The 12,054-nt window shown below is 68.7% G+C and carries 13 protein-coding genes; 9 read left to right on the plus strand and 4 right to left on the minus strand.

The features are described 5' to 3' along the window. The first annotated feature begins 48 nt into the window (after nt 1–48). Nucleotides 49–240, plus strand: coding sequence for a hypothetical protein (locus tag RS883_RS11890; RefSeq protein ID WP_315760406.1), 192 nt, complete (start codon nt 49–51; stop codon nt 238–240). Between the two features lie 62 nt (nt 241–302). On the opposite strand, the gene RS883_RS11895 is transcribed toward RS883_RS11890, so the two are convergent. The 3 genes from RS883_RS11895 to RS883_RS11905 all read right to left on the minus strand — a co-directional run bounded on the left by RS883_RS11895 (nt 303) and on the right by RS883_RS11905 (nt 3,781). Then, nucleotides 303–1,706 carry an NAD(P)H-dependent flavin oxidoreductase gene (locus RS883_RS11895; protein ID WP_315760407.1) on the minus strand — a complete coding sequence of 468 codons (1,404 nt, stop codon included), beginning with the start codon at nt 1,704–1,706 and terminating at the stop codon, nt 303–305. Between the two features lie 66 nt (nt 1,707–1,772). After that, nucleotides 1,773–2,903, minus strand: coding sequence for a glycosyltransferase (locus RS883_RS11900; protein ID WP_315760408.1), 1,131 nt, complete (start codon nt 2,901–2,903; stop codon nt 1,773–1,775). Further along, nucleotides 2,900–3,781, minus strand: coding sequence for an alpha/beta hydrolase (locus RS883_RS11905; protein WP_315760409.1), 882 nt, complete (start codon nt 3,779–3,781; stop codon nt 2,900–2,902). Before RS883_RS11905 ends, RS883_RS11900 begins: the two co-directional genes overlap by 4 nt. 18 nt (nt 3,782–3,799) lie before the next feature. Here RS883_RS11905 and RS883_RS11910 point away from each other — a divergent pair, with 18 nt between their 5' ends. Together RS883_RS11910 and astD are read left to right on the plus strand one after the other, a co-directional pair. Further along, on the plus strand, nt 3,800–5,170 hold the full coding sequence (locus RS883_RS11910) for a protein adenylyltransferase SelO (RefSeq protein WP_315760410.1): 1,371 nt from the start codon (nt 3,800–3,802) through the stop codon (nt 5,168–5,170). Nucleotides 5,171–5,363: 193 nt separating this feature from the next. Beyond that, nucleotides 5,364–6,779, plus strand: a complete 1,416-nt coding sequence (gene astD / locus RS883_RS11915) for a succinylglutamate-semialdehyde dehydrogenase (RefSeq protein WP_315760411.1) — start codon at nt 5,364–5,366, stop codon at nt 6,777–6,779. On the opposite strand, the gene RS883_RS11920 is transcribed toward astD, so the two are convergent. Continuing rightward, the gene (locus tag RS883_RS11920) at nt 6,776–7,372 is read right to left on the minus strand and encodes a calcium-binding protein (RefSeq protein ID WP_315760412.1); all 597 of its coding nucleotides are present in this window, start codon (nt 7,370–7,372) and stop codon (nt 6,776–6,778) included. The two genes, astD and RS883_RS11920, sit on opposite strands and share 4 nt — an antisense overlap. A 245-nt stretch (nt 7,373–7,617) precedes the next feature. On the opposite strand from RS883_RS11920, the gene cobA reads away from it, so the two are divergent. From cobA to RS883_RS11950, 6 genes are all read left to right on the plus strand, one after another. Further along, a complete protein-coding gene (cobA, locus tag RS883_RS11925) occupies nt 7,618–8,409 on the plus strand; it encodes a uroporphyrinogen-III C-methyltransferase (protein WP_315760413.1) in 792 nt (263 codons plus the stop codon). Further along, on the plus strand, nt 8,406–8,702 hold the full coding sequence (locus RS883_RS11930; RefSeq protein ID WP_315760414.1) for a DUF2849 domain-containing protein: 297 nt from the start codon (nt 8,406–8,408) through the stop codon (nt 8,700–8,702). The genes cobA and RS883_RS11930 overlap by 4 nt, the downstream gene beginning before the upstream one ends. 117 nt (nt 8,703–8,819) lie before the next feature. Continuing rightward, complete coding sequence (locus tag RS883_RS11935; protein ID WP_315760415.1) at nt 8,820–10,457, plus strand: nitrite/sulfite reductase; 1,638 nt, start codon at nt 8,820–8,822, stop codon at nt 10,455–10,457. Next, on the plus strand, nt 10,444–10,845 hold the full coding sequence (locus RS883_RS11940) for a Rid family hydrolase (protein WP_315760416.1): 402 nt from the start codon (nt 10,444–10,446) through the stop codon (nt 10,843–10,845). Before RS883_RS11935 ends, RS883_RS11940 begins: the two co-directional genes overlap by 14 nt. Next, on the plus strand, nt 10,842–11,270 hold the full coding sequence (locus RS883_RS11945) for a DUF934 domain-containing protein (RefSeq protein ID WP_315760417.1): 429 nt from the start codon (nt 10,842–10,844) through the stop codon (nt 11,268–11,270). Before RS883_RS11940 ends, RS883_RS11945 begins: the two co-directional genes overlap by 4 nt. Then, entirely contained in the window at nt 11,263–12,030 is a 768-nt protein-coding gene (locus tag RS883_RS11950) for a phosphoadenylyl-sulfate reductase (RefSeq protein ID WP_315760418.1), read from the plus strand. Before RS883_RS11945 ends, RS883_RS11950 begins: the two co-directional genes overlap by 8 nt. The last annotated feature ends 24 nt before the right edge of the window (nt 12,031–12,054 follow it).

A 12,054-nucleotide genomic window follows, 5' to 3' on the forward strand; every position in this document is an offset into this window, starting at 1 on the left:
TTCGGATTCGCGCGTACCACCGTTGATCCACATCAACAGGAGGAAACCATGCGGAAACTTCTCGCCACCACCATGCTCGTCGCCGCCGCCACCAGCATCAGCGCCTGCTCGACATTGCGCGGCGCGGCGATCGGCGGCGCGGGCGGCGCCGGTGTCGCGGCGGCGACCGGCGGCGACGTCAGGAAGGGCGCGGCGGTCGGCGGCGTCGGCGGCGCGGTCGTGGGCACCGTCGTCGACTAAGCGACGCCATTCGGGTCGGGCGAAGTCAGGAGCTCAGTCTCGACTTCGCCCGACATGAGGGATCAATCCCCCGTCAGGATCCGGTCGACCAGCTGCTTCACGGTGGGCACGAAGCCGTTCGAATAGAACGGGTCCTGCTTGAACTTGTACGCGGCGTGTCCCGCGAACATCAGATTCTCGTCGACCGGCCCGCCGTGGGCGATGTCCTGAAGCGTCTTCTGGATGCAGAAGCTGCGCGGATCGGCCAGCCGGCCGGTCGAGTTCGTCTCCGTATCCGCCCAGCTCGAAAACGCGCACTGGCTGAGGCAGCCCATGCAGTCGGCCTGATCCTTGCGGATCACCTGTTTCTCAGGGGGCGTCACGAACACCAGCGTGTTGTCGGGCGTCTTCAGCGCCTCGGTAAAGCCGAGCCCGAACCACTCGCGCGCGCGCAGCAGGTCGCCGCGCGTCACCCAGAAATTCTTGCCCTTCACCCCGACGTCGAGCTGGAAGACATGGTCCCCCGCTTCCTGCGTCGAGAAGGGGATCTGCCGCTCCGACCGCGCTTCCAGGCTGCGGAGGAACGGGTTGCGCACCGCCGACGAATAGAAGCCGGTCGGCGAGAAGCGATGGAGCAGCACGTCGCCGGGCTCCAGCTGCGTCAGCCGCGCCTTCCACTCCTCGGGGATCGGGCTTTCCTGCGTCAGCAGCGGCCGGGTGCCGAACTGAAACGCGATCGCGCCGAGCTCGGGATTGTCGATCCAATCGTTCCAGTCGCGCAGGTGCCAGACGCCGCCCGCCATCACGATCGGCACCTCGTCGGAAATGCCGCCCTCGCGCATCACGTCGCGCAGCGCCTTGACGCGCGGATAGGGGTCCTGCGGCGCCAGCGGATCCTCGGCATTGGACAGGCCGTTATGCCCGCCCGCCAGCCACGGATCCTCATAGACGACCGCCGCCAGCCACTCCGACGCCTTGGAATAGGCGCGCTTCCACAGCGCCCGGAACGCCCGGCCCGAGCTCACGATCGGCAGATAGTTGACGCCGTAGGAGGCGGCGATCTCGCTGAGCTTATAGGGCATACCCGCGCCGCAGGTGACGCCCGCCACCATGCCGCGCGTCCGCTCCAGCACGCCATGCAGCACCCGCTGCGCGCCGCCCATCTCCCATAGTACGTTGATGTTGATCGCGCCCTTGCCGCCGGCGATCTCCCACGCGCGCTTGACCTGCTGGACCGCGCCCTCGATCGCATACTCGACCAGTTCGTCGTGCCGCTGGCGCCGCGTCAGCGCATGATAGATCTGCGGGATGATCTTGCCTTCGGCGTCATAGCTGTCGGCGTTGACCGCACTGACCGTGCCGATGCCGCCCGCCGCGGCCCAGGCGCCGGCGGATGCGTGGTTGGTCGCGGCGACGCCCTTGCCCCCCTCGATCAGCGGCCAGACTTCCTGGCCGTTATAACGGATGGGTGACAGACCCTTGAACAAGACTTCCTCCGGACAGACTGCAAGCGGTGCGCGCTAGCGGCATTCGTCGCCAAGCGCGAGCATGGATTATGCGTGTAGCACACCCGGTCGTTTCATCGCACCCTCATAAAGGGTTGCGTACGCCTCGATCATGACGCCCTCGTCGAACGTCGCGGCGGCGCGCGCACGATTGGCCGCGCCGACCGCGCCGCGCAGCTTGGCATCGGCGACCAGGGGCGCCAGCCGATCGCGAAGCTCGATCTCCGTCCGCCAGTCGGCCAGATAGGGCAGGTTCTCCGGCGCGACCATCGACGCGATGTCGCCCACGCGCGGCGCGACGACCGGTAGTCCCGCCGCCATCGCCTCCATGACGGAGATCGGCTGCTGCTCGCTCAAGGAGCTCAGCATGAAGATGTCGAACAGCCCGACATAGCGGTGCGGCTCCGCCAGAAAGCCCGGCAGGTGGACGCGGTCGCTCATGAACATCGCCGCCGCCTGGTTCTCGATCGCCTGACGCTCCGGCCCCTCGCCGACGATCACCAGCCGCACATTCTGCGGCACGCCGCCGACCGCGCGGACCATCAGCGGCAGGTCCTTGACCGCGCGCAGCCCCGCCATCGTCCCGATCACCGCCTCGCGACCCTTGGCGAAGCCCGGAATCGCCTTGGGATCGGGCCGCCCCGCATAGAGCGCGGTCGGGATGCCGTTGGAGATGCGGTGGACGCGGCCGCGCGGCTGCTTCCACACCTGAAGCGCCACCTTCTCCAGCCGCTCGGACGGCACCACCACCGCATGCGCCGCCCCCAGCGCCACCCGGCGGTAATAGTTGCGCATCCGGCTCAGCCGCTCGGCCTCGTCGGCGTTGAAGCCGTCTTCGTGGTGGACGATTGGCGGCGCACCCTTGGGAAACACCCGCGTCGCCATCACCCCGTCGACCGCACCCCAGTTATAGGTGAGCACCAAGTCGAAGCGGCGCAGGTACCGCGCGATCGCCTCGTACCGCGCGACCGACGGCTTGCCGGTCAGCGGCGGCGGGTTCTGCGCGATCTCATGGACGACGCCCTTGGCGATCGCCGACCGCGCGCCATACGCCCCCTCCACGCCCGAGACGATCGTGTGCCGCGCGCGCTTGCCGAACGCGTTCATCAGCCGCACCGCGCGCGCTTCCTTGCCCCCCAGGTCGAAGCTGGAATGAAGGTGCAGGATGTTGACGGTCACGGGTGGGTGACGCGCGCCAGCAGTCGATCGATCGCGGCGACCGCGTCGGGTTCGTCCAGCGTCGGCGCGTGCCCGGTGTTCGCCACCGTCACCAGTTCGCCCGCGTCCAGCCGCTCGGTCATGCGATCGGCAACGTCGGCGGCCAGGATGTCCGACCGATCGCCGCGCACGACCAACGTCGGCACCGTCTTCATCGCGTCGAGCGCCAGCCACATATCGACCCCCGCCTCGTTCCCCGGCACGCGGAACGGCTCGGCGATCTTCATGTCATAATCGAGCACGATCCGCCCCGCCGACGTCAGCCGGTGCAGCCGCTTGGCCATGCCCAACCACTCCTCGACACCGTACCCCGGATAGACGTCGCCATTCGCCTCCGCCATCGCGCGCGCCGCGTGCATCCAGGTCGGATATTGCGCGGGCTTGCCGACATAGCCGCGGATCCGCTCCAGCCCGCCCTTGCCGAGCTCCGGCCCCACATCGTTGAGCAGCGCCCCGGCGAGCGGCGGACGTCCCGTCGCCGCCAGGAGCATCGTCAGGATGCCCCCCAGCGAAGTGCCGAACGCGACGATCCGCTCGAGCTTCAGCTCGTCGACCAGCCGCTCGACATCCTGAAGATAGGCGAGCGGGACATAGGTCATCGGATCCTTGGCATAGCCGCTCTCACCGCGCCCGCGCAGCTCGACGACGATGACGCGCCAGTCCGGCGACAGCCGCTCGGCCACGGCCTCGAAATCGCGGGCGTTGCGCGTCAGCCCCGGCAGGCACAGGATCGGCGGCTTGTCCGCCGGTCCCGCATAGTCGCGATAATGCAGGCGGACGCCGTCGCCCGACCACCAATAGCCATCGGAAAACGCGTGCGGGTTGCGGGCGGTGGCCATCGCCACCCATATCGCCGCATGGCCGAACCGACGCAAGCGCCGACCCTTCCCCGCCCCGAACGCGTGATCGAGACGCTGGGCGACGCCTTTTACGACGCGGTCGATCCCGCACGCTTTCCGCAGACGATCCTGCGCTGGCGCAACGACCGCGCCGCTGCGGAGGTGGGGCTGGAGCACCTGACCGACGACGCCTGGATCGCGCATCTCGCCCGGTTCGATCCGCTGCCCGGCAGCCTCCCCCGCCCGCTTGCGCTCCGCTATCACGGCCACCAGTTCCGCGTGTACAATCCCGAGATCGGCGACGGCCGCGGCTTCCTCTACGCCCAGCTTCGCGATCGCGGCGGCCGCCTCATGGACCTCGGCACCAAAGGGTCGGGCCAAACGCCCTACAGCCGCTTCGGCGACGGCCGGCTGACGCTCAAGGGCGCGGTGCGTGAACTGCTCGCGACCGAGATGCTCCAGGCGCTGGGCGTCCCCACCAGCCGCACCTTCTCGATCGTCGAAACGGGCGAGAAGCTGGAGCGCAACGACGAACCCTCTCCCACCCGCGGCGCCGTCCTCGTCCGGCTCAGCCACGGCCACGTCCGCATCGGCACGTTCCAGCGCCTCGCCTATCTTCGCGATGCCGAAAGCATGGCCGCGCTCACCGACTATTGCCTGCGCGAGTTCTACGCCGAGGCGGGCGGCGACGATGCGCCGGAGCGGCTGCTCGCGCACGTCGTCGAGCGAACCGCGACGCTCGCCGCCAGCTACATGGCCGCGGGGTTCGTCCACGGCGTGCTCAACACCGACAACATCAACGTGACCGGCGAGAGCTTCGACTATGGCCCATGGCGGTTCGCGCCGACCTGGGACCCCGGCTTCACCGCCGCCTATTTCGACCATGCCGGCCTCTACGCCTTCGGTCGCCAGCCGGAGGCGATCCACTGGAACTGCATGCAACTTGCCGTGGCGCTCCGCACGCTCTCCGAAGCGCCGCCACTGATCGAGGCGCTGGAGCGGTTCGGCGACCTCTATCCGCCCGCCGTCGCCCGCGCGCTGCTTTGGCGGCTTGGCGTCACCCCGCGCGGCGAAGAGGACGCGGCCCTGATCGAGGCGCTCGAACGCGGCCTGCGGGAATGCAACACCGGCATCGACGACTTCTTCCACGACAGCTTCGGCGGCACGATTCCGCCAAGCTATGGCGACGCCTTCGCGGAGGCACGCGAGCGCCTCGTCGATTATGCGCCGCGCAAGGGCCGTAACCACCCGCACTGGTCCGGCCCGCCCGTCTCGATGCTGATCGACGAGGTCGAGACGCTCTGGTCCGCGATCGACCAGCGCGACGATTGGCAGCCCCTCTACGACAAGGTCGCCGCCATCCGCGCCATGGGAGACGCGCTCGCCTGAACCTCTGTTCGTACCCCGGCGAAGGCCGGGGTCCAGTTGCGACCGGCCAACGAGAGGCGCCACCGTCCCTCAGTTGGACCCCGGCCTTCGCCGGGGTACATCGAACGGCAATGTGTCGGTCACGGTGGGTGGCGTTTGCCCCTGCTTTGATGCAGAACCCGCCGCTTCCGGGGAGCGAGGCAGAAAGCGTCCAGTGTCAGCCAGCGAATTGATCTCGATCGAACCCGCGACCGGGGCCGTCCTTTGGCGGGGTGCGGCGGGCGATGCCGATGCGGAGGTCGCCGCCGCCCGCGCCGGCTGGGCGGGCTGGGCCGCGCGGCCGATGACCTATCGCGTCGAGACGATGCGCCGCTTCGCCAACGTCGTCCGCCAGCGCTATGACGCGTTCGCCGACCTGATCGCGCGCGAGACGGGCAAGCCGCTGTGGGAAGCGCGGACCGAGGTCGATACTGTGATCGGCAAGGTCGACATCTCGATCACCGCCTTTTCCGAACGGACCGGCCAGCGCCGGATCGAAGCGCCGATGAATTCGCGCCTCGCGCTCCGGCACAAGCCGCACGGCGTGCTCGCGGTGCTTGGCCCGTACAACTTCCCCGCGCACCTGCCGAACGGCCACATCGTCCCCGCTTTGCTCGCGGGCAACGCCGTCGTGTTCAAGCCTTCGGAAAAGACGCCCGCCGTCGGCCAGTTTCTCGTCGACTGCTATCGCGCCGCCGGCGTGCCGGAGGATTGCGTCCGCATTCTCCTGGGCGGCCCCGAGGCGGGCCGCGCACTCTCGCAGCACCCCGGCATCGACGGCCTGCTCTTCACCGGATCGGCGCGCACCGGCCTCGCGCTCAACCGCCAATTCGCCGAAACGCCGGAGAAGATCCTCGCGCTCGAAATGGGCGGCAACAACCCGATCGTCGTTTGGGGTGCGCCCGACCTCTATTCGGCGGCAGTCCTCGTCGTGCAATCGGCCTTCACCAGCGCCGGCCAGCGCTGCACCGCCGCGCGCCGCCTGATCGTCGAGGCCCGCCTGTTCGAGCCGCTGGTCGACGAAGTGACCAAGCTCGCCGGCCGCCTCATCCTCGGTGAGCCGCACGCCGACCCGGCCCCGTTCATGGGGCCGGTGATCGACAACGACACCGCCGACATGCTGACGGAAAGCTTCCTCGCGCTGATGAGCCAGGGCGGCCGCCCGATCCGCTACATGGAGCGCCCGGTCGACGGTCGCCCCTTCCTCACCCCCGGCATCGTCGACATGACCGACGCGCGCGAGAAGCCCGATGTCGAGCTGTTCGGTCCCGTGCTCCAGGTGATCCGCGCCGACACCTTCGAAGGCGCGCTCGCCGAGGCGAACGCCACCCGCTACGGCCTGTCCGCCAGCCTCGTCAGTCAGGACCCGCGCCTCTACGACCAGTTCTGGGCAGGCATCCGCGCGGGCATCGTCAACTGGAACAAGCCGACCAACGGCGCCAGTTCGTCGGCGCCGTTCGGCGGCGTCGGCTGGTCCGGCAACCACCGCCCCAGCGCCTATTACGCCGCCGATTACTGCGCCTTCCCGGTGGTCTCCAGCGAGGCGGAGTCTGCCCGCGCCTCGATCGGCGTGGGGTTGCGGGAGGGCTAGAGGATCAGGGCGCCCGGAGGCATGTCGCCGCCACCGGGAACGCCGATCGTCATGTCGGCATACCGGTCGCCATCCATGTCAATCTCGACCGACTTCACCTTCCGCCCGTCACCGATATCGAGATACAGCGTCAGAACCTCGCCGCGCCCGCCGGTGAACGCGTTGCCCTGGACGAAGCGAAACGCCTGGTCGCCGGCAATGTCGGGCCGCGCGTCGATCGCCGAAAGGTCGATCCGGTCACCCTCCGCATAGGAGAAGTCGAGGATGTTCTCGACCGCGCCATATGCGTCCTTGGGGATCTCCTGATAGACGAAGCGATCGGCGCCCTCGCCGCCGGTAAGGTAGTCGGCCCCCGGCCCGCCGATCAGCACATCGTTGCCCTTGCCGCCATACAGCTCGTCCTGTCCGACCCCGCCGACCAGTCGATCGTTGCCGTCCTGCCCGTGCAGGTCGTCATTGCCCTCGTTGCCATAGATGATGTCGTTGCCCGCGCGCCCGAACGCCAAATCGTCGCCGCGAAACAGGTTGATGACGTCGTTGCCGAGCGTACCTTCGCGGCGATCATTGCCGCTGGTACCGTTGATCTGGGCCATGGACGGTGTCCTTTGTCGTCATTGCTGCCGCGTTCTACTATCGCTCGACCCGGTTGTTGCCCGATCTTCGATGATTGGTGCCGCCCGGACGGCAGACGGAAGATGCCTCAACTCGCTTCGCGCCGGCCTTGTCTGAACCCGGGGCGAACGGCAGGGACCGCGCCTACCACCGCAAAAGCTCCACTACCCCGCACCCAAGCATCCGTCGGTTGTGACCCGGCCGCCCCCGGCCCACATCGGCGGCCATGGCAAGCCTTCTCGATCCCGATGCGCGCGGGCGCGTCATCCTCGTCGGTGCCGGCCCCGGCGATCCCGGCCTCCTGACCGTCCGCGCGGTCGAGGCGCTCAGGATCGCCGACGTGATCGTCCATGACGGGCTGATCGACCCGCGCGTCCTCGATCTCGCTCCCGCGACCGCGCAGCGCATCTCGGTCGCCAAGAAGCGCGCTCGCCACACCGTGCCGCAGGAGGGGATCAACGCCCTGATCGTCGCGCATGTGAAGGCCGGCTCCATCGTCGTGCGGCTGAAGGGCGGCGACCCCTTCATCTTCGGCCGCGGCGGCGAAGAGGTCGAGGCGGTCCGCGCCGCCGGCCTCGCGGTCGAGGTGATCCCCGGCGTCTCCGCGGCGCTCGGCTGCGCGGCCGAAGCGATGCTGCCGCTCACCCACCGCGATCATTCGAGCGCGGTCAGTTTCGTCGCGGGCCAGTGCAAGGGGCTGTCCGAACAGGACTGGTCGGGCCTTGCCGGCCGCGGCCGCACGCTCGTCATCTACATGGGCGTCGCCACCGCCGCCGCCATCGCCGAAAAGCTGATGATGGACGGCGTCGCCCCCGACATGCCCGTCGCCGTGCTCGAAAAGGGCACGCAGCCCGGCCACCGCGCGCTCAAGACGCTGCTCGCGGACCTCGGCGCGATGGTGGAGCGCGAGCGCGTCGAGAGCCCCGCGATCATCGTCGTCGGCGAGGTCGTCGAACTCTCGGATGCCGAGGACAAGCTGGCGCGCTGGGCGCGCGTCGCAGAAGGAATGGCGGCATGAAGATCCTGACCGGCAACGACCTCGTCACCGGCGACGTCGTCTGGTGGACGGGCAGCGACTGGTCGCGCCATGTCGAGGACGCGGCCGACGTCGGCGAAGCCGGCGAGCGCATCGGTCGCGAGGAGGAGGCGACGCGCCGCGTCAACGTCCCCTACGTCATCGACGCGACCGCCACGCCCGCAGGACCCCGCCCCGCGCACATCAAGGACCGCATCCGCGCGCTCGGTCCCACCGTGCGTACCGACCTGACGCTCAAGCCCGCCGATCCGGGCGCGGGAAGCTGGGTGATATGACCTTTCCGTTCGTGTCGAGCGAAGTCGAGACACATCGCCGAGCGCAGCGAGGTGCCTCGCTACGCTCGGCAGTCGTCCTCGACTGCGCTCGGACCGAACGGCGCTGGAGCTGATTTAATGTACCGCTACGACCAATATGACCAGGCCATCGTCGACGCCCGCGTCGCGGAGTTCCGCGACCAGGTCGAGCGCCGCCTGTCGGGCGCGCTGAGCGAGGATCAGTTCAAGCCGCTCAGGCTGATGAACGGCCTCTATCTTCAGCTTCACGCCTATATGCTGCGCGTCGCCATCCCCTATGGCACGCTCAATGCCGCGCAGCTTCGCGTGCTCGCCGACATCGCGCGTCGCTACGACCGCGGCTATGGCCATTTCACCACGCGCCAGAACCTCCAGTACAACTGGATCCAGCTGAAGGACGCGCCGGAGATCCTCGCCGAGCTCGCCAAGGTCGAGATGCACGCCATCCAGACCAGCGGCAATTGCATCCGCAATATCAGTTCCGACCAATATGCCGGCGCCGCCGCGGACGAGATCACCGACCCGCGCCCCTGGGCCGAGCTGCTTCGCCAATGGAGCACCTTCCACCCCGAATTCAGCTACCTGCCGCGCAAGTTCAAGATCGCTGTCATCGCCGCGCCCGAGGATCGCGCGGCGATGCGCCTCCACGACATCGGCATCGAGATCGTGTCGAAGGATAGCGAGCAGGGTGCGCGCATCTTCGTCGGCGGCGGCATGGGTCGCACGCCGATGATCGCCCACGAAGTGCGCGAGTTCGTCGCCATCGACGACCTGCTGAGCTATCTCGAGGCGTGCCTGCGCGTCTACAATCGTTACGGCCGGCGCGACAACATCTACAAGGCGCGGATCAAGATCCTGCTGCACGAGATCGGCGTCGACGAATATCGCCGCCAGGTCGAGGAGGAGTTCGTTGCGGTCAAAGAGCTCGGCCTCGACCCGCCAAAGGCTGAGTTCGACCGCATCGCCGCCTTCTTCGCCGATCCGCCGTTCCAGGCGGATGCGCCCGACGCCGTCGATCGCAGCGATCCCGACTTCGCTTTGTGGCTCGACCAGAACGTCGCCGCGCACAAGGCGCCGGGCTATGCGATCGCGACGATCAGCCTGAAGCCCGCGGGCGGCATCCCCGGCGACGCCACTGCCGAGCAGATGGACCTGATCGCCGACTTGGCCGAGCGCTACAGTTTCGATGAGCTTCGCGTCACCCACGCGCAGAACCTCGTCCTGCCGCACGTCCGCAAGGCCGATCTCTACACGCTTTGGCAGGCGCTGGACGCGGCCGGGCTGGGCGAGGCGAACCTCGACCTGATCGGCGACATCATCGCCTGCCCCGGCCTCGATTATTGCAGCCTCGCCAACGCGCGTTCGATCCCGCTGGCGCAGAAGATCTCGAGCCGCTTCGCCGATCCACAGCGCCAGCGCGACCTGGGCGAGCTCAAGCTCAAGATCTCGGGCTGCATCAACGCGTGCGGCCACCACCATGCTGGCCACATCGGCATCCTGGGCGTCGACCGTAAGGGAACGGAGAACTACCAGCTCCTCCTCGGCGGATCGGGCGCGGAGGACGTCAGCCTGGGCCGCATCACCGGCCCCGGCTTCGACGAGGACGGCGTTGTCGACGCGATCGAGCGCGTGACCGACCTCTACAAGGCGCGCCGGGAACCCGGCGAGCGCTTCGTCGACACCTATCGCCGGATCGGCATGGAGCCGTTCAAGGAGGTCATCTATGTCCGGTCGTGACACCGTCTGGCCCGCCAACCCGCACGCGCTCTATCGTGAGCACGGCTATTCGCCCGCGGTCCGCGCAAACGGTTTCCTGTTCGCGTCAGGCCAGGTCGGCGCGCGCGCCGACGGCACCCCGCCCGAGGATCTGGGCGAGGAAGTCACGCTCGCCTTCGACAATCTCGCCGCCATCCTGGAGGCGGCGGGCGCGAGCTTCGACGACGTGGTCGACATTACTTTGTTCATGATCGATCCCGACGCGGCGATCCCGTTCGTCCTCGAACAGGTCGCCGCGCGCTTCGGTGACGGCCCCCGCCCCGCGCTGACCGCGCCGGGCTCGACCTGGCTCGCGGGGTTCCGGTTCGAGATCAAGGCGATCGTCAAGCTGCCGGAGAGCGCGGCATGACGGGCTCCCCCCTCCGCTTCCGCGACGAGCCCGCGCATGACGAGCCGGCGGTGACGCTCGACGCCTTCCTCGGCCAGTCCAACGCCACCGCCGTCCGCATCGAGGCGGGCGAGGATGCGCGCGTGCTGCTCCCGCATCTCGACCGCCTGGCGCTGGTCGAGGTGAGCTTTCCCGCGTTTCGTGACGGGCGCGGCTATTCCGCCGCGTCGATCCTGCGCGAGGCGGGCTATACCGGCGAGCTTCGCGCCGAGGGCGACGTGCTGGTCGACCAAATCCCGCTGATGCGTCGCTGCGGCTTCGACAGCTTCGCGCCGGCCAAGCCCGTCGACGAGAGCGCGCTCGCCCGCGCGCTCGATCGCCACGAACATGTCTATCAGGGCGCGGCCGACCGCCGCACGCCCGTCTGGAGGCTCCGCCATGGCTGACGCCGCCCTTCGCCGCATCGACCGTATCGACGTGGCCCCGCGCTTCACCGCCGCCGATGCGCTGCGGCTCAACAACCTGTTCCGCGGCCGCGACACCGCCGAGATGCTGCGCGTCGTGCTGGGCGAGCAGATGGTCGGCGACGTCGCCGTCGTCTCCTCCTTCGGCGCGGAATCGGCGGTGCTGCTGCACCTCGTCGCACAGGCCGACCGCTCGACGCCGGTCCTGTTCCTCGACACCGGCAAGCATTTCGCCGAGACGCTGGCCTATCGCGACGACCTCGTCGCACGGCTCGGCCTCACTGACCTGCGCATCCTGACGCCCGATGCCGAGATGCTGGAAAAGCGCGACGGCACCGGCCTTCGCTGGTCCTACGACCCCGATGGCTGCTGCGAGATCCGAAAGGTCGCGCCGCTCGACAAGGCGATGGTCGGCTTCGACGCGAGCATCACCGGCCGCAAGGCGTTTCAGGCGGCGACCCGCGCCAACCTGCCGCGGTTTGAGCTCGACGGGGATCGCCTCAAGATCAACCCGCTCATCACCTGGACGCGCGAGGATCTGGAGGCGTATTTTGCCCGGCACGACCTCCCCGCGCACCCGCTGGTGGCCCAGGGCTATCCCTCGATCGGCTGCGCCCCCTGCACCAGCCGCGTCGCGCCCGGCGAAGACCCGCGCTCGGGGCGCTGGAAGGGCTGGGACAAGACCGAATGCGGCATCCACGTCGACCCGAACGACGGCGACCCCGACCAGCCGAGCTTCTGAAGTTCCGTCATCCCGGACCTGATC

This window comes from Sphingomonas sp. Y38-1Y (genome assembly GCF_032391395.1).
Taxonomy (GTDB): domain Bacteria; phylum Pseudomonadota; class Alphaproteobacteria; order Sphingomonadales; family Sphingomonadaceae; genus Sphingomonas.

Bases quoted from the DNA above. Each gene is read 5' to 3' on its own strand.
- RS883_RS11945 (WP_315760417.1), top strand. From the start codon at position 10,842: ATGACGGGCTCCCCCCTCCGCTTCCGCGACGAGCCCGCGCATGACGAG.
- RS883_RS11930 (WP_315760414.1), top strand. From the start codon at position 8,406: ATGAAGATCCTGACCGGCAACGACCTCGTCACCGGCGACGTCGTCTGG.
- RS883_RS11905 (WP_315760409.1), bottom strand. From the start codon at position 3,781: ATGGCCACCGCCCGCAACCCGCACGCGTTTTCCGATGGCTATTGGTGG.
- RS883_RS11910 (WP_315760410.1), top strand. From the start codon at position 3,800: ATGGCCGAACCGACGCAAGCGCCGACCCTTCCCCGCCCCGAACGCGTG.
- RS883_RS11950 (WP_315760418.1), top strand. From the start codon at position 11,263: ATGGCTGACGCCGCCCTTCGCCGCATCGACCGTATCGACGTGGCCCCG.
- RS883_RS11890 (WP_315760406.1), top strand. From the start codon at position 49: ATGCGGAAACTTCTCGCCACCACCATGCTCGTCGCCGCCGCCACCAGC.
- RS883_RS11920 (WP_315760412.1), bottom strand. From the start codon at position 7,372: ATGGCCCAGATCAACGGTACCAGCGGCAATGATCGCCGCGAAGGTACG.
- cobA (WP_315760413.1), top strand. From the start codon at position 7,618: ATGGCAAGCCTTCTCGATCCCGATGCGCGCGGGCGCGTCATCCTCGTC.
- RS883_RS11935 (WP_315760415.1), top strand. From the start codon at position 8,820: ATGTACCGCTACGACCAATATGACCAGGCCATCGTCGACGCCCGCGTC.
- RS883_RS11940 (WP_315760416.1), top strand. From the start codon at position 10,444: ATGTCCGGTCGTGACACCGTCTGGCCCGCCAACCCGCACGCGCTCTAT.